Source organism: Pseudomonas sp. 22082 (assembly GCF_052046055.1).
Classification (GTDB): domain Bacteria; phylum Pseudomonadota; class Gammaproteobacteria; order Pseudomonadales; family Pseudomonadaceae; genus Aquipseudomonas; species Aquipseudomonas pharyngis.
Genome location: NZ_JBQEQB010000013.1, coordinates 114005 through 129919 on the forward strand (window position 1 = coordinate 114005; position 15915 = coordinate 129919).

16 protein-coding genes and 2 pseudogenes are annotated in these 15915 nt (G+C 60.5%); 12 read left to right on the forward strand and 6 right to left on the reverse strand.

Going from position 1 to position 15915, the window contains the following annotated elements; genetic code table 11:
* Positions 1-181 (forward strand): DUF6124 family protein (locus ACTJK9_RS16855; RefSeq protein ID WP_440814965.1); only part of this gene is annotated, 181 nt, incomplete at its 5' end.
* A gap of 185 nt (positions 182-366) precedes the next feature.
* On the forward strand, positions 367-1104 hold the full coding sequence (locus ACTJK9_RS16860; RefSeq protein ID WP_085613054.1) for a hypothetical protein: 738 nt from the start codon (positions 367-369) through the stop codon (positions 1102-1104).
* Positions 1105-1142: 38 nt separating this feature from the next.
* On the opposite strand, the gene ACTJK9_RS16865 is transcribed toward ACTJK9_RS16860, so the two are convergent.
* Positions 1143-1976: a helix-turn-helix domain-containing protein gene (locus tag ACTJK9_RS16865; protein WP_440814968.1), complete on the reverse strand. Its 834-nt coding sequence runs from the start codon at positions 1974-1976 to the stop codon at positions 1143-1145.
* Between the two features lie 35 nt (positions 1977-2011).
* Entirely contained in the window at positions 2012-2515 is a 504-nt protein-coding gene (locus tag ACTJK9_RS16870) for a VOC family protein (protein WP_440814970.1), read from the reverse strand.
* Positions 2516-2663: 148 nt separating this feature from the next.
* Here ACTJK9_RS16870 and ACTJK9_RS16875 point away from each other — a divergent pair, with 148 nt between their 5' ends.
* The 3 genes from ACTJK9_RS16875 (at position 2664) to ACTJK9_RS16885 (ending at position 5581) form a co-directional block, all read left to right on the forward strand.
* Positions 2664-4010, forward strand: a complete 1347-nt coding sequence (locus ACTJK9_RS16875) for an XAC2610-related protein (RefSeq protein ID WP_210709508.1) — start codon at positions 2664-2666, stop codon at positions 4008-4010.
* A 165-nt stretch (positions 4011-4175) separates the two neighbouring features.
* Positions 4176-4424 carry a transmembrane sensor/regulator PpyR gene (locus tag ACTJK9_RS16880; RefSeq protein ID WP_085648912.1) on the forward strand — a complete coding sequence of 83 codons (249 nt, stop codon included), beginning with the start codon at positions 4176-4178 and terminating at the stop codon, positions 4422-4424.
* Positions 4425-4426: 2 nt separating this feature from the next.
* Positions 4427-5581, forward strand: a complete 1155-nt coding sequence (locus tag ACTJK9_RS16885; protein ID WP_440814973.1) for an NnrS family protein — start codon at positions 4427-4429, stop codon at positions 5579-5581.
* 4 nt (positions 5582-5585) lie between these two features.
* Here ACTJK9_RS16885 and ACTJK9_RS16890 read toward each other — a convergent pair whose 3' ends face one another.
* Both ACTJK9_RS16890 and ACTJK9_RS16895 read right to left on the reverse strand, forming a co-directional pair.
* Positions 5586-6257, reverse strand: coding sequence for a class I SAM-dependent methyltransferase (locus ACTJK9_RS16890; protein WP_440814975.1), 672 nt, complete (start codon positions 6255-6257; stop codon positions 5586-5588).
* A gap of 37 nt (positions 6258-6294) precedes the next feature.
* Positions 6295-7443, reverse strand: a complete 1149-nt coding sequence (locus ACTJK9_RS16895) for a GGDEF domain-containing protein (RefSeq protein ID WP_440814977.1) — start codon at positions 7441-7443, stop codon at positions 6295-6297.
* 110 nt (positions 7444-7553) lie between these two features.
* On the opposite strand from ACTJK9_RS16895, the gene ACTJK9_RS16900 reads away from it, so the two are divergent.
* A complete protein-coding gene (locus ACTJK9_RS16900; RefSeq protein ID WP_440814979.1) occupies positions 7554-7946 on the forward strand; it encodes a GFA family protein in 393 nt (130 codons plus the stop codon).
* A 37-nt stretch (positions 7947-7983) separates the two neighbouring features.
* Here the strand turns inward: ACTJK9_RS16900 and ACTJK9_RS16905 are convergent, their stop codons facing one another.
* On the reverse strand, positions 7984-8814 hold the full coding sequence (locus tag ACTJK9_RS16905) for an alpha/beta fold hydrolase (protein WP_440814981.1): 831 nt from the start codon (positions 8812-8814) through the stop codon (positions 7984-7986).
* Between the two features lie 240 nt (positions 8815-9054).
* On the opposite strand from ACTJK9_RS16905, the gene ACTJK9_RS16910 reads away from it, so the two are divergent.
* The 6 genes and pseudogenes from ACTJK9_RS16910 to ACTJK9_RS16935 all read left to right on the forward strand — a co-directional run bounded on the left by ACTJK9_RS16910 (position 9055) and on the right by ACTJK9_RS16935 (position 15048).
* Entirely contained in the window at positions 9055-9510 is a 456-nt protein-coding gene (locus tag ACTJK9_RS16910; protein WP_007956954.1) for a (2Fe-2S)-binding protein, read from the forward strand.
* Between the two features lie 17 nt (positions 9511-9527).
* Entirely contained in the window at positions 9528-11690 is a 2163-nt protein-coding gene (locus ACTJK9_RS16915) for a molybdopterin cofactor-binding domain-containing protein (RefSeq protein WP_440814983.1), read from the forward strand.
* A 1-nt stretch (position 11691) separates the two neighbouring features.
* Positions 11692-12270: a hypothetical protein gene (locus ACTJK9_RS16920; protein ID WP_085613065.1), complete on the forward strand. Its 579-nt coding sequence runs from the start codon at positions 11692-11694 to the stop codon at positions 12268-12270.
* Between the two features lie 61 nt (positions 12271-12331).
* A pseudogene (locus ACTJK9_RS16925) lies at positions 12332-13296 on the forward strand (sensor domain-containing diguanylate cyclase).
* A gap of 144 nt (positions 13297-13440) precedes the next feature.
* Positions 13441-13623, forward strand: a pseudogene (locus tag ACTJK9_RS16930) (helix-turn-helix domain-containing protein); the annotation flags it as partial.
* A 213-nt stretch (positions 13624-13836) separates the two neighbouring features.
* A complete protein-coding gene (locus tag ACTJK9_RS16935) occupies positions 13837-15048 on the forward strand; it encodes a hypothetical protein (RefSeq protein ID WP_143492978.1) in 1212 nt (403 codons plus the stop codon).
* A gap of 62 nt (positions 15049-15110) precedes the next feature.
* Here ACTJK9_RS16935 and fabI read toward each other — a convergent pair whose 3' ends face one another.
* Positions 15111-15905, reverse strand: a complete 795-nt coding sequence (fabI, locus tag ACTJK9_RS16940; RefSeq protein WP_003202751.1) for an enoyl-ACP reductase FabI — start codon at positions 15903-15905, stop codon at positions 15111-15113.
* Between the last annotated feature and the right edge of the window lie 10 nt (positions 15906-15915).

Here is a 15915-nt window from a genome sequence, read left to right on the forward strand (position 1 = left end):
GCTGGCCGACGCCTGCGAAACCCTGACCTCGGCCAAAACCATGGCCACCGACTTCGCCGGCTTGGTGGACGGCTCGCATCGGCATGTGCTGCTGGGGATTGCGCAACTGATCATGCTGGGGGAGCTGGCGGTGAATCGGGCGCTGGATAATCTGGAGGTGACAGCGGAGTCGACTGTCTGATGCGTTGAACAAGAAACGGCCTGCAGGCCGTTTTTTTCTGTCTGGAAAAGCGGATGAACCACCATGACCACTCATCGCTACTGTCAGAGTTGACAGTAGCGTGACTCTGGCCGGTGGGTGTTCGATGGCATATGTCGAATGTGGTCAATGCTGCGTCGGCCTACCTGCCAACAAGGAGCGTTTCCATGACAAGCCAGACTCCAAGCTTCGCCGGGTGCACTACTTATCCCGGTGGAACCCCTATTTTGAACGGGGGACAAACTTCATCCACGGGCATTGAGCTGATAAGTCGGGATGGCGTGCCCCATAGTCCATTCGAGATACTCGACAATAACGTTGTTGTGAGTAAGCCGAACAGTCAATTCAATGCCAGTGGTGCATTCGTCGAGCAGTTTCAGGGTCTAGCTCTGGGGGGGCATCACTACCAGCTGCGCGCAAATGCCAGTTCGTTGCCGACCTCCGAGTGGAGGTTGACGGTCAGCCAGCAGGCGTTGGGCGAGAACTTCGAAACAGTGCCACAGCAAGTGATTGTTCAACCCGGGCAAATCATTGATTGCCCGACCATGACTATCTCGTTTACAGGGCCTGGTGCCGTGGCGATCGGTACTTACAATTACCCGATGCCGCCGATTTCAGGGCATTTCGTTTTTATCAGTCCCAATAATCAGTCCACGGAGCGCACGCAGTTTCGGCTCAAGTCAACTTACTCTCGGGTCAGCTTCTGGTACACGTCCACGCTGCGTCCCGCTACGGCTTACAGTTACGACGGTAACGGTAATTTGCTGGAAACCAGACCCATGCAACTGCTTAATATTCCAGCGACGGCACAAATGCTCTTCACTGTGCCCGGGATCAGAACCGTCGAGATTGCCGGTACTTTGAGAGACAACCTTATCGTGGACAATTTCGAGTTTGTTGTCTGATTCACGGGAGCGAGAACAGCATTGAAGCTGCACGGTTCTCACCCCCGATACTGCCCCGGCGTAGCGGCCAAATGCTGCTTGAACGCCCGCTGAAAATGCGCCTGATCGGCAAACCCCGCCTCTAGCGCCACATCCGCAATCAACTGCCCGCGCCGCAGACGCTCGCGGGCGAACTGGATGCGCTGGTTGACCAAAAACGCATGGGGCGTCATGCCGAAGTGCTGTTTGAAAGCACGGATCAGGTACGACGGTGACAGTTCGGCAGCCGCGCAAATATCGTCGAGGCTGAGCAGCACGGTGCAGTGCTGGCGGATGAAGTCGGCGGCGCGTTCGAGTTTGCAGTTCGGTTCGCGCAACGGTGGTTCGATGGGATTCAGGCGCAGTTGCAGCTCGCTGAAAAACTCCACCGCTGCGCTCTGCTTGCACAGCACGTCTTGCTGATCGTCGACCAACACGCTGTACAACCCATTCAAGTCGCGAAACAGGCGGGCGTCATTCAAATGGGTATCGGCAAACCGCCGAAACTCAAGCTCCGCGCTGAACCCCAACTGGTGTTGCAAGTCTGTCAGCCACGGCGTTTCCACATACAACATCAAATACGACCACGGCTGGTCACCGATCGGGTTACATGCGTGCACGTCCCCCGGATTCATCAGCACCACGGTGCCGGCCGCCACTTCGAACGAGGATTGCTCATGCACATAGGTGCTGCGCCCGGCGGTGATCGCGCCGATGGAAAAGTGCGCGTGGGAGTGTCGTGAGTAGCAGACCTCGCGGCCATCGGCGATGGTCCGGGCCTCGATGAAGGGCAGGGCGTCGTCGCGCCAGAAGCGCGGGGCTTGTTCGGGGTTTTTGGCGGCAGCGGGTTTCATCGTTGGGGTTCTCGGCAGGCCAGTGCCCGAGTGTATTAGCTCTGGCCGGCGAAGGCTCGCTCGAGTTCGGCGATGTCGAGTTTTTTCATCCCGAACATGGCCTGCATTGCCCGTTGGACTTTGGCCTGGTCGGGGTCGGTCATCATGTGCATGAACGCCACCGGCACGATCTGCCACGACACACCGAACTGGTCCTTGAGCCAGCCGCATTGCTGCGCTTGCACCGGCCCGCCGGCGCTGAGGTTGCCCCAGAAATGATCGACTTCTTCCTGGTTCTGGCAATTGACCTGAAACGAGATCGCCTCATTGAACTTGAACACCGGCCCGCCATTGAGCCCGGTGAAAGTCTGGCCGTCGAGTTCGAAACTGACTGTCATGACGGAGCCTTCCGGGCGGCCGTGAAATTCCTGGCCGACCTTGCTGTAGTGGGTGAGGGCGGTGATTTTCGAGTGGTCGAAGATCGAGCAGTAAAACTTCGCCGCCGCTTCCGCCTGATCGTCGAACCACAGGCACGGCGTCAGCTTTTGAAAGCGTTGCATGGCAGTCATCCTCGGCAGGTTGGACACGCTGGATTAATAGCGTAGTCAGTCCGAAGCGGGTCGTAGGCGCCATAGATCGACAAGTGCGCCCCAAAACGTTTGTCGTTAGACTTGCCGCCCCGATTTTGCCGCAAGGACGCTCTGCATCATGGTTGCCTCTCGTACATGGATTTTTTTCTGCCTGTTTGCCGCCGCGTCGGCCAGTGCCGAACCGTTGAGCTGTCAGCTCTCGGATCCGGCAAACAGGTACAGCGTCGATGTGACCATCGAGCATCCACCGACGCAGAACTTCGAACCAGTGGCGGCACAAGTCATCCTGCGCGACAAGTCCAGTGGCGAAGTGTTGCAACGAATCGACACGGCCGATGCCGTCGACCTGGTTCCGCTCAACGATTCAGCCAAGGCCTTGCGATGCGACGAGCAACGTCTGGTGGTGTTTGGCGACTTCAATTTCGATGGACACCAGGATCTGGCGCTCCGTAACGGTAACGACGGTGGCTACGGCGCGGCGTCCTACGACATCTATCTGTTCGATCCGTCGAGCCCGGTACTGGTGCCGAACAAGGCATTGTCGGAGCTGACTCGCGAACCGTATCTGGGGTTGTTCGAAGTCGATTCCGCCGCTCATCGCGTGGTCACTCACGCGAAAAGCGGTTGCTGCTGGCGCCAGAGCCGTACCTGGCAGGTGCAGAACAATTCGCCGGTCAAGGTGACCGAAACCATCGAGGTGACGCAGCGGCCGTCCGAAGGCAGCCCGCTGATGCCGGCGGGTTATACCGACGTCACGCAGCGGGAGTTGAAGGATGGCAGATGGCTGGAACAGCGTCGCCTTGAGGGGCCCGTGGGTGAAGCGCCGGTGATGCTGCGGGGCAAGCTTGACGGCAAGATCGCATTCGAGCTGTGGTGGCAGATGCTGGGTGGCGTCTACATTGGCGAGGTTCGTTATACGAAAACGGGCAATGGCCAACCGATTCGGCTGGTGGGCGAGACCTACGATGACGGAGCTGTATTGCTGCATGAGCTGGACGCCCAGGGCCGTGTCACCGGCGACTGGTACGTGGCAGGTGAGCCTGATGAGCACGGCTTTCAGGGCGGAACATGGCACGACGGCGACAAGTCTCTGATCTTCGAAGCACGGCCGACGGCATTCCGGGTTGCACCGCAAAAGTTTCAGACGCCCACGGGCGATCAGCGTGAAGGACGTTACGTGATGATGGCGCCGGACGAGCGATCGGCGTGGCTGACGATCAAAATCGTGCCGGCCACCGAGAAGGGCGCGGGTGAGCAGGCGTTGATCCAGATGGCCGTGACGCAACCGGGCAAGCCACCCCGTCAGGAGAACCGGCAGTGGCCGTTGCAGGCGGGCAATCTGGTGATTGGTCAGGATCAGATCGCCGAGCCACTCTATCGATTGCGGCTGCTCGACGGAGCGGTGCAAGTGGAGGGGGCCGGCGAGTTTTCTGATTTCAGAGGGGCTTACGCAAAGCAACCCTGAAGGCGATTGTTGTCGTTATGACAAACATAGAAGTCAATATGACTCTTTCCTGGTCGAGTCATATTGACTTCTTATGGATTATCTAGCTGATTTTTAACGATAAAAAATCTGGCACAAGAGTTGATATATCAATCGTACAAACTGATCCGCTCAGGAGTACGAAACATGTTCACTTTCTTCGAGAATCCGCTGAACGTTCTGCACCTGTCGAGCAAAGTGCTCGCAGCCGGTCTGGTCATGTTGCTGGCCGGAATCTACGGCGCTTATCTGTACCAGGGCCACATGCCGATTGCGTTGCTGGTGGCGATGCATGCGATGACCATCATCGGCCCGACGCTGATCAAAATCGGCTACGTGATGCGCCTCCTGTCGCAATATCGGCTGGGTCAGCATCACGCCGCCGTGGTGGCTTGAACATGCGCAGACTCGCCGATACACCGCTGTTCAGCCTGGGCTTTCGGCCGCTGTTTCTGGCCGGGTCCGGATTCGCCGCGCTGGCGATCCTGATCTGGGGCCTGTGGCTTTACGGCAATTGGTTCGATCTGCAACCGGCGGGCGGCATGCTTGCATGGCATCGGCATGAGATGCCGTTCGGATTCGCATCGGCGATCGTTGCCGGGTTTCTGCTGACGGCGGTGCCCAACTGGACCGGCACTCCCGGCGTGCGCGGCGGGGCGTTGATCGCTCTGGTGTCGGTCTGGCTACTCGGGCGTGTGGCCTGGTGGCTGCCGTTGCCGACCGGGCTGATTCTGGCGCTGCAATGGGGTTTTCTGCCGCTGCTGGCGGTGATGCTGGGACGGGATCTGGTCGCTGCCCGCAAGCGCGACAACTATCCGATTGTGTTGGTGCTCGGGTTGATGGCGGGTTGTCAGGCGCTGACTTTGATTGGCCTGTACAACGACGACGCCGGCCTGCAACGCCAGGGTGTTCTGGGCGCTTTGTGGCTGGTGGCAGCGCTGATGAGCGTGATCGGTGGGCGGGTGATTCCGTTTTTCATCCAGCGCGGCTTGAACCGTCCACCGGCGCCGGCCGCCAACCCACTGCCAACCCGCTTGCTGTTGATCGGCAGCCTGCTGACCGCTGTCACTTTTGCGGCAGGCCTCAATGATTCCCCCCGGCTGTGGCTGGCAGGCTTGTTTGTGCTGACCGGCAGTTTGCAGTTGATGCGGCTGATCCGCTGGCATGATCGCGGGATGTGGCGGGTGCCGCTGCTGTGGTCGCTGTATCTGGCTTACGCCTGGATGGCGCTGGCAACCTGGGCCATGGCGCTGTGGCATCTCGGCTTGATCGGCCAGCAAAGCCTGGCGACCCATGCATTGGCGGTCGGCGGGGTGGGCGGGTTGATTCTGGCGATGATTGCGCGGGTCAGCCTTGGGCATACCGGCCGGTTGTTGCAGCCATCGAAAGGCATGGTGCTGGGCTTTGCGCTGGTGCTGATCGCGGCGGGTTGCCGGGTGTTGCTGGTGCCGTTTTCCAGTCTGGGGCTGGGGCTGTCAGTGGTGCTCTGGTGCGCGGGGTTCGCGCTGTTTTTGCGGCATTACACCGCGATCCTGCTCAAACCGAGGCTGTAGCTTTTTAGCCGCGACGCTCGGCAATCATCAGCAACGACTGCGGCACCGGGCTTTGCGGATGCTGCGGCTCGCGCAGGCCGGTCAACTGCAGGCCGGCCATGTCCAGCGCATTGAGCCAGCTGGACAAGGTGCGGAAATACCACGGCATCGGCTGCCAATCGCCCTGGAGTCCGTCGAAGGTTTCTTCCCGCCAGCCGTCTTGATAATCACCGGCAGCCACCGACCACGGATGCAGCGTCTGGATCACCAGCGCACCGCCGGGCACGAGCAGGGCATTCATCGCCGCGAGCAGCGGAATGATGTCCTGCTGCAGCAGGGAAAAGTTGGCGCAGATCAGGTCGTAATCGCGGCCGATGTCGACCTTCGCTTCAACCAAGTCTTCGTAACTGGCGACATGCACGGGCGATGAACCGGCCACCCGCGCGGCCTCGACCAGCGTCGGATCACCGTCTACGCCGACCGCCTCGAGTCCTCGCTCGGCCAGCGCCCGCAACAGCCAGCCTTCGCCGCATCCCAGGTCGAGCACGCGCTCCGGCTGACGCCCCATTACCGCCAGCAGTATGGCCTGATCGGTCACCTGCCGACGGCTTTCGATGGCGCCGCTGCGCACGGCTTCGGTCCAGGCCCGGGCGTTGTGGTGCCAGCTCTGGAGGAGGGTGGATTCAGGCGAGGACATGACGGGCTCCGGATCGCGGGATGCAGACAAGGATAGGTCAGGTGTAGTCGGCGAGCTGAATCCGGTTGCGACCGCTGCGCTTGGATTCGTAGAGCGCGCTGTCACCCTGTTCGATCAACGCTGCGAGGCTGGCCGGCGGCTGATCGAACACTTTGGCGCCGATACTCAGGGTGACCGCCTGCGGGGTGGTGTAGCTCTGGGAAGTCATCTGTTGGAACTGCTCACGCAGCGCACTGCCCAGCACCATGATTTGTGCGTGGGACGCATCACCCAGCAGCATCACGAATTCGTCACCGCCCAGCCGTGCGGCCAGTGCGCCTTTGGGCAGGACCGCGCGGATCATTTCGCTGAGGGCGATGAGCAACCGGTCGCCGGCGGTGTGGCCGTACAGGTCGTTGATCAGTTTGAAATTGTCGATGTCGATCAGCAGCAGCGCGCCCGGGCGGGCGCTGGAGACTTCGTCGAGCAGGCGCGGTGCGCGGACTTCCAGCGCGCGGCGGTTGTACAGCGCGGTCAGCGGGTCCCGGGCGGCCAGTTCGGCAATCTGCTTTTCCCGCCGGTAGCGCTCGGTGCCGGTCATCGACAGCGCGATCAGCATGATCGCCATCGCGCCCTCTACCAGGGAAATCTGAATGATCTCGCCGCGCAGCGACGCCAGGTCGATCAGCGTGCCGGGAATCACCGCGATGATCGCCTTGGTGAAATAGAACGCGCCGTGGACCAGCAGCACGTAACGCAACTGTACCGCGCCGACGCTCAACGATTTGCCGTGCGGGCGCAGCAACAGGCTGGCCCGCAGCATCGGCGCGGCCACCAGCAGCGAGTTGGCCATCAGCATGATCTTCGACCACGACGGATCTTCCGGTAACAGCAGCAACGCCAGCCAGAGCAGGAACATCAGGTACCAGGCCCGCGACAAGCGCTGCTGGGTAAACCGCGCGACTCCCAGCAGAAACAGCCAGTGCGCGACCACCAGCAGGCCGTTGGCGAACCAGATGCCGATCAGCGGATAACCGTTGGCGCGCAACAGGGCCAGGCTCGAGCCGACGGTGATGGTGGCGAAACCGGCGCTCCAGAACAGCAGAGAAGATTCGCGGATACTGCGCCATTCGACCGCCAGATACAGGGCGGCCGCCGCGGCCAGGGCGGTGGAAATGGTGAGCATCGTGAGAGGATCGAGCGCCATGAAAGGACAGGTCTGCCTGGATAGTGTTAATGGGCCACGATTGTAAGCGTTCCCCCTATGGGCTGCTATTTTCACTCACCGGATATTCCATTTTCAGGCGGAGGTGTCCCATGGACCGATTGACCGGCGGTTGTCTGTGCGGCGAAGTGCGGATCGAGGCGTCAGGGCGACCCTACAGGGTTGGCGTTTGCCATTGTCTTGACTGCCGCAAACACCAGGGCGCGCTGTTTGCCGCGTCGGCAATCTTTCCCGAGGCGGCGGTGACGATCAGCGGCGAGACCCATGACTACGCGGGGCGGCATTTCTGTCCGCGCTGTGGCTCGTCGGTGTTTGGCCGCAGTGGCGATGAAGTGGAGGTGAATCTGGGGACGCTGGATGCACCGGATCAATTCCAGCCCACGTACGAGCTGTGGACGGTGCGTCGCGAGTCGTGGCTACCGGCCTTTCCATTGGCCAGACACTACGTGCGCGATCGTGAGAGAACGGGGCGAACCGAAGAATAGCCGGGTCAGGCAGGGCGCCTGACCCCGGCGGGTATGATCAGCCGCGAATGAACGCCAGCAGATCCGCGTTGATCGTCGCAGCCTCGGTGGTCGGCATCCCGTGGGGGAAGCCCGGATAGATCTTCAGCGTGCTGTTTTTCAGCAGTTTCGCTGACAGCACACCGGCGTTTTTATACGGCACGATCTGGTCATCGTCGCCGTGCATGACCAGCACCGGGATCGAGATGCTTTTGAGGTCGGCGGTGAAGTCGGTCTGCGAGAAGGCGACGATGCCGTCGTAGTGGGCCTTGGCACTGCCGATCATGCCTTGGCGCCACCAGTTCGCAATGATCCCTTCCGATGGCTTGGCGCCAGGGCGGTTGTAGCCGTAAAACGGCCCGCTGGGCACGTCGCGATAGAACTGCGCACGATTGGCTGCCAGTTGCGCCTGAAGATCGTCGAACACTGATTTGGGCAGGCCGCTGGGGTTGCTCTCGGTTTTCACCATCAGCGGCGGCACGGCGCTGATGATCGCTGCTTTCGATACCCGATCCTCGCCATGCCGGGCGATGTAGTGAATCACTTCCCCGCCACCTGTGGAGTGGCCCACATGCACGGCTTTCTGCGTCCCCAGATGATTGACCACCGCCGCCACATCATCGGCGTAGTGATCCATGTCGTGGCCGTCCCAGACCTGGCTCGAACGTCCGTGGCCCCGTCGATCATGGGCCACGACCCTGAATCCCTGCGCGAGGAAGAACAGCATCTGCGCATCCCAGTCGTCCGCGCTCAGCGGCCAGCCGTGGTGGAAGTGAATGACCGGGGCGTCCTTGGGCCCCCAGTCCTTGTAGAAGATTTCGACGCCGTCTTTCGTTGTGACAAATCCCATGTTCGCGACTCCTGGAAAGTGTGAAAGGGCAGTTCTTGCGGTGACAAGCGGTATCAACTGTAGGAGCAAAAACGACACCCTGATCGATGATTTTCCGAACGGTGCCGGATGACCGGTGGTCGCGGCGGCTGGTCGTCGGGTCAAAATGCGCTTAGCTGAAAGGGATAAGCCGAGGCGCGCACCGCCAACGATGGCCGTAGCAGCGCCCTTCAGAACACCGTGAGTCTGAGGAAGTCCCCGATGCTGACCTTGAACATCAATGGCAAGGATCAGGAGCTCGATGTCCCCGCGGACATGCCGTTGCTCTGGGTCCTGCGCGATGTCGCGCACCTGACCGGTACCAAATTCGGCTGCGGCATGGCCCAGTGCGGTGCCTGCACCGTGCACGTCGATGGCGCACCGCTGCGCTCCTGCATCACCCCGGCCACGGCTGTCGCCCATGGCCAGAAAATCCTCACCATCGAAGGCCTGTCCAGCGACGGTTCGCACCCGGTGCAGCAGGCCTGGGCCGAGCTGGACGTGGTGCAGTGCGGTTACTGCCAGTCCGGGCAGATCATGTCCGCCGCCGCGTTGCTGGCGAAAATCCCCAAACCCACCGACAGCGACATCGATCAGGCGCTCTCCGGCAACATCTGCCGCTGCGGCACGTATCCAAGAATCCGCGCGGCGGTCAAACGTGCTGCCGACATCGGCTGAGCGAGGGGAGGTGAGTGATGAACAGTCCTGTATCCCGTCGTGGATTTCTCAAGGGCAGCGCCGTGCTTGGCGGTGGTCTGGTGGTGGCGTTCGTGGTGCCTGGCGGCAACCGCTTTGCCATGGCGGCCGAGAATGAAGGCAAGGTGTTTGCGCCGAACGCGTTCCTGAGGATTGCGGCGGACAACAGCGTTACCGTGCTGCTTGGCCATTCGGAAATGGGCCAGGGCATCTGGACCGGCCTGACCATGTTGATCGCCGAAGAGCTGGACGCCGACTGGTCGAAGATTCGCGTCGAACACTCGCCAGCCTCGGCGGCCGATTACGGCATGCCCGGTTTTGGCGGAATGCAGATTACCGGCGGCTCCACTTCAACCTGGATGGAGTTCGACCGTTACCGGCTCGCCGGTGCCACGGCGCGGCAGATGCTGATCGAGGCGGCGGCCAAGCGCTTCAACGTGGCGCCGTCGACGATTCGCACCGAATCCGGTGTGGTGATTGCCGGCGATAACCGCGCCACCTACGGCGAGCTGGCGGACGCCGCCGGTCAACTGCCGGTGCCGGATCCGAAGTCGATCACCTTTAAAGAAGCCAAGGACTGGAAAGTCATCGGCAAACCCACCAAACGCCTCGACACCCCGGAAAAAATCACCGGTCGCGCCAAATTCGGCATGGACGTGCAGTTCGACGGATTGATGACCGCGATGGTTGCCCGGGCGCCGGCGTTCGGCGCCACGGTGAAATCCTTTGAGGGCGCAGAAGCCCTGGCGATTCCCGGCGTGCACAAAGTGGTGCAAGTGCCGAGCGGTGTCGCGGTGGTCGCCGAGCATTACTGGGCGGCGAAACTCGGTCGCGATGCGCTGAAGGTCGATTGGGATCTGGGGCCGAACGCTGATCTGAGCAGTGAAAAGCTGTTGGCGAGTTTCCGCAAACTGGCGGCTACACCGGGCACCTCGGCGGCGCAGGCCGGCGATGCCAAGGGCAATTTCGGCAAGGCAGCGAAGAAAATCGACGTCGAATACAGCGTGCCGTACCTGGCCCATGCGCCGATGGAGCCGCTCAACTGCACGGTGAAGATCAGCGCCGACAAGTGCGAGATCTGGACCGGTACCCAGTTCCAGACGCTGGATCAGATGGTTGCCGGCAAGATCACCGGGCTCAAGCCGGAGCAGGTGGAGATCCACACCGAATTTCTCGGTGGTGGTTTTGGTCGCCGAGCCAACCCGACCTCGGACTTTGTCGCCGAAGCGGTGCAAGTGGCGAAGGCTGCGGCGATGCCGGTGAAAACCGTGTGGTCGCGCGAAGACGATATTCGCGGTGGTTACTACCGCTCGATGTTTCTGCATCAGGCGAAAATCGGCCTCGGCGCCGACGGCCTGCCGCTGGCCTGGCAGCATGTGCTGGTCGGGCAATCGATCATGGCCGGCACCATGCTCGAGAAAACCATGGTCAAGAACGGCGTCGACCAGACGTCGGTCGAGGGCGTTTCCGACAGCCCGTACATCAAGGGCTTGGCCCATCATCAGGTCGATCTGCACTCGCCGACCACCGGCATCAACGTGCTCTGGCTGCGTTCGGTGGGCCATAGCCACACCGCGTTTGTCATGGAATCGCTGATCGATGAAATGGCCACGGCGGCGGGCAAGGATCCGGTGGAGTACCGACGAACGCTGCTCAAGGATCATGCCCGGCATCTCGGCGTGTTGAACCTGGCGGTGGAGAAGGCCAACTGGAAAGCCCCGCTGCCGGACGGCCATGCGCTGGGCGTGGCGGTGCATGAGTCGTTCGGCAGCTATGTGGCGCAGGTGGCGGAAGTGTCCCAGGACAATCTGGCGATCCGCGTGCATCGGGTGGTGTGCGCGGTGGACTGCGGGATTGCGGTCAACCCGCAGAGCATCGCGGCGCAGATGGAGTCGTGCATCACCTTCGGCCTGGGCATGGCGCTGCACAGCAAACTGACGCTCAAGGACGGCCATGTCGTTCAGTCCAACTATCACGACTATCAGGTGTTGCGGCTCAATGAAATGCCGCTGGTCGAGGTGCACATCGTGCCGAGCAGCGAGAAGCCCGGCGGCATCGGCGAGGCGGGTGTGCCGCCCACGGCGCCGGCGGTGGCCAACGCAGTGTTCGCCCTGACCGGGCAGCGCCTGCGGGAACTGCCACTGCAAATGTCGGGGGTGTGAGATGAAACGACATCTGTTGTTGGGCACGGTGATTCTGCTTGGGCTGGGCGGTTACGCCTCGGATCTGTTTGCCGACGATCAGGACGCCTTGAAAGCTTTCGGCACGGTGCAGAAAGTCTTCCAGAGCCCGCGCTGCCAGAACTGCCACATTCCCGGTGATTCGCCGTTGCAGTTCGACGCCGGCATCCCCCACGCGATGAACGTGGTGCGCGGCATGGACGGCAAGGGCGCCGCCGGTTTGCCCTGCGCCACCTGCCACGCCGAAAGCAATCCGCCGGCCAGTTACGGCCCTCACGCGCCACCGGGTGCGCCGCACTGGAGCCTGCCGCCGGCCGCGCACAAAATGGCCTGGATCGGTCTGCCGCCGGATCGTTTGTGCGCAATGATCAAGGACCGCGCCAGCAACGGTGACCGCGATTTCGCCGCGCTGATCAAACACGTCAGCGAGGACAAACTGGTGCTCTGGGGCTGGAGTCCCGGGGCAGGGCGCGCGCCGGTGCCGGTGCCGCACGATATCTTCGTGACCCAGTTCAAGCTTTGGGCCGATGCAGGCGGGCCGTGTCCGGTGGCCGGCGAATGAGAGGTTGAGTCATCGCTGATTCGGGCTACGCTCAACTGCATCGACGACAAAGGAGTGTGTGATGCTGGTACCCGGCAAACCCGCCAATGAAGCTGTCCGAGTTCAAGTGCTGCATGATTTGAAATTGCTCGATTCCGCACCGGAAGAGCGCTTCGACCGGCTGACGCGACTGGCCAAGCGGCTGTTCAACGTGCCGATCGCGCTGGTCACGCTGGTGGACAAGGAGCGGCAATGGTTCAAGTCCTGCGTGGGTCTGGACACGACCGAAACGCCACGCTCTGTTTCATTCTGTGGCCATGCGATTCTCAGGGACGAGCTCATGCTGGTACCTGACGCCCGAGAGGACGAGCGTTTCCACGACAACCCTTTGGTTACCGGGGAGCCGAACATCCGGTTTTACGCCGGTTATCCGCTGACCGTACCCAGCGGCAACAAGATGGGCACTTTGTGCCTGATCGACACCAAACCCCGCGATCTCGACGAAGAGGAGCGTGCCCTGTTGCGCGATCTGGCCGGCATGGCCGAGCAGGAACTGATGGCCGTGCAGATGGCGAGCATGGACGAGCTGACGCTTCTGTCCAACCGTCGCGGCTTCAAGATGCTGGCCCAGCACGCGCTGGACGCCTGCGCACGGCTGGAAAAACCGGCAACGCTGCTGTTTTTCGACCTCAATGACTCAAGCAGATCAACGACCTTTACGGCCATGCCGAGGGCGACAGCGCGCTCAAGACTTTCGCCGATGTGCTGCGCATCGCCTTTCGCGAGAGCGATGTGGTGGGACGGCTAGGCGGTGATGAGTTCGTGGCGTTGCTGACCGGCTCAAGCCATGTCGAAACGACGGCGATCATGGCGCGACTCAAGGAAATCCTCGAAGAGCGCAATGCCACGTTGCACCGCGGCTACGCGATTCGCTTCAGCGTCGGCCAGATCGAATACAACCCGCAGCGCCATGACACCGTGGATAAGTTGCTGGCGGATGCGGATGCGGCAATGTATGAGCACAAGCAGGCGTTGAAGCGTTGCTAGTGCTGACCTCATCGCGAGCAAGCTCGCTCCCACAGCAGGCGTATTTCAACGGTTGGGATGAACTGAGTCTAGCGCCGTGCTTTTCGATTGAAAGACGATAGTTTTTGCGCCGAGCTCAAATTATTTCGATCAGTCTAGACGCCCATGCTGCGTGAACTGAAAACCTTTCTGGCGGTGGCACGGCATGGCACGTTTGCGGCGGCCGGTCTGCATGTCGGCCTGGCGCAATCAGCTGTCAGCGCGCAGATCCGCAATCTGGAGCAGGCCTTGGGCGTGCGTCTGTTCGATCGCACCGGGCGGCATGCGATTGATCATCCAGCGATACAGCTGCCGCAACTTGCCGCTGCGAATAATGTTCAGCAAATGTCTGCAGATCGAAAGCGAAAAGCCTTTCTGATGAAAGTCAACTGTCAGTCCTGACAGTGTCTTTATCTGTTATCAGGCGTTAGCGTGGGCGCTGTAAAAGACATTCTGCCGGAGTCGGGAAGACTGGTTGTTTTTTCTCAGGGCGGAGAATATTGACAATCAGAGGAAAACCCCATGTCAACCCTGGCCAAAACACATCGCAATGCTGGTGATCTGGATCCAACTTTTGCCAAAAATGGAGTCATTCATATCGGACCAGGCAGTTGCGGCTCCGTGGTGGAGACAAAAACTGGACGTATTGTTTATGTTCATGATTCGGGAGACGGATTGAAGCTGATTCGGGCCTACGGCGATGGTTCTATCGACCCTTCATTCGCGAATCCACCTTGGCAATATGGGCCAAAATATTCCGCTTCGCGTCAACTTGCCATTCAAGACGATGACGGTATCGTTGCTATCGGTAGCACTGGCGATGGCTTTAACCGGTTAGCTGCAGTCACGAAGTTCAATGAGCACGGCAGTCAGAATCTGGTCTTTGGCACGAAAATCTTTCCCGACATTCCACTTGACCCTGGGCAAAGTGTGACAACTCACGAAGCAAAGGGCTGTGCCCTCTCCGATGGGCGTGTCCTGTTGGGTCAAAGCCACATTCTGCATGATGGAACAGGAGCTCCCGTTAAGGGGAGTGGAACCATCCGCTGCTATCTCCCTAATGGCGATCTTGACGATACATTCGGTGGAAATGGCGAAGTTAAGATCATATTCGACAACGCACGCTACTCGAGTATCGAGAGCATCAAGCCGAAGCTGCAGGGAGGGTTCATAGTCAGTGGATCGCTCGATAACTCCACCGGCAATGAATCAGAAGCCAAAAGTGTTCTGGCTAGTTATGACGAAAGCGGAAAGTTGGACAAAGGGTTTGCAACAGGCGGTCTGTACAAGATTTCTGAGGGATTCAGTTTATTTAACAACATAGGCGTATCGCGTCACGGAATAACCTTTGCGGCATCCGTACACTCTGCCGAAGGAATTAGCGTCGCAACTGTACGCTTGCAGAATGATGGAACGCCCGATCCCCGTTTCAACAATGGCCAAGTACTGTGGACCGACATTAATGGACGCTTCGTGACTATTCAAAACGTGGTCGTTCCACCAGATGGAAGCATCATTGTGGGGGTGCGTTCCGACCTTGTGCTGACCCTTCTGCGTATTCTGGAAGACGGTAAACTCGATGATAACTTCGGGGTTGGAGGCGTTGCCAGGTTGGAGGGGTGGCGCATGAATGACTGCATCGTCCAGAGCAATACAGGGAGAATCATCGCTGCTGCTGACGAGATTGATCCTGCGGGTAAACCGCCGGCGCAGGTGTTGGGTTTCGTGGGATGAAGGGGACCCGCGAGCAAAAAAACCCGCCAGAACTGGCGGGTTTTTTAGCGGCTAGCCGAAGATTACTCTTCGATGTTGCCCATGGCGGTGGTGTTGAAACCGCCGTCCACGTACATGATTTCACCGCTGATGCCCGACGCCAGGTCGGAGCACAGGAAGGCGCCGGCGTTGCCGACTTCTTCGATGGTGACGTTGCGGCGCAGCGGAGTTTGCGCTTCGTTGGCGGCCAGCATCTTGCGGAAGTTCTTGATGCCGGAAGCCGCCAGGGTGCGGATCGGGCCGGCCGATACGCAGTTGACGCGGGTGCCGTCCGGGCCCAGGGAGCCGGCGAGGTAACGCACGCCGGCTTCCAGCGACGCCTTGGCCATGCCCATCACGTTGTAGTTCGGCATGGTGCGCTCGGCGCCCAGGTAGGACAGGGTCAGCAGGCTGCCGTTGCGGCCTTTCATCATTTCGCGACCGGCTTTGGCCAGGGCCACGAAGCTGTAGGCGCTGATGTCGTGAGCGATGCGGAAGCCTTCACGGGTGGTGGCTTCGGTGAAGTCGCCGTCCAGTTGGTCGCCCGGGGCGAAGCCGACGGAGTGCACGATGCAGTCCAGGCCGTCCCACTTCTTGCTCAGTTCTTCGAAAACCTTGGCGATTTCTTCATCGCTGGCCACGTCGCACGGGAAGCACAGCTCAGGGCTCGAGCCCCAGCCCTGTGCGAACTCTTCTACGCGACCTTTCAGTTTGTCGTTCTGATAAGTGAAGGCAAGCTCAGCGCCCTCGCGATGCATGGCGGCAGCGATGCCGGATGCGATGGACAGCTTGCTGGCGACACCGACGATCAGTACGCGCTTACCGGCGAGAAAACCCATGTGTTGCTCC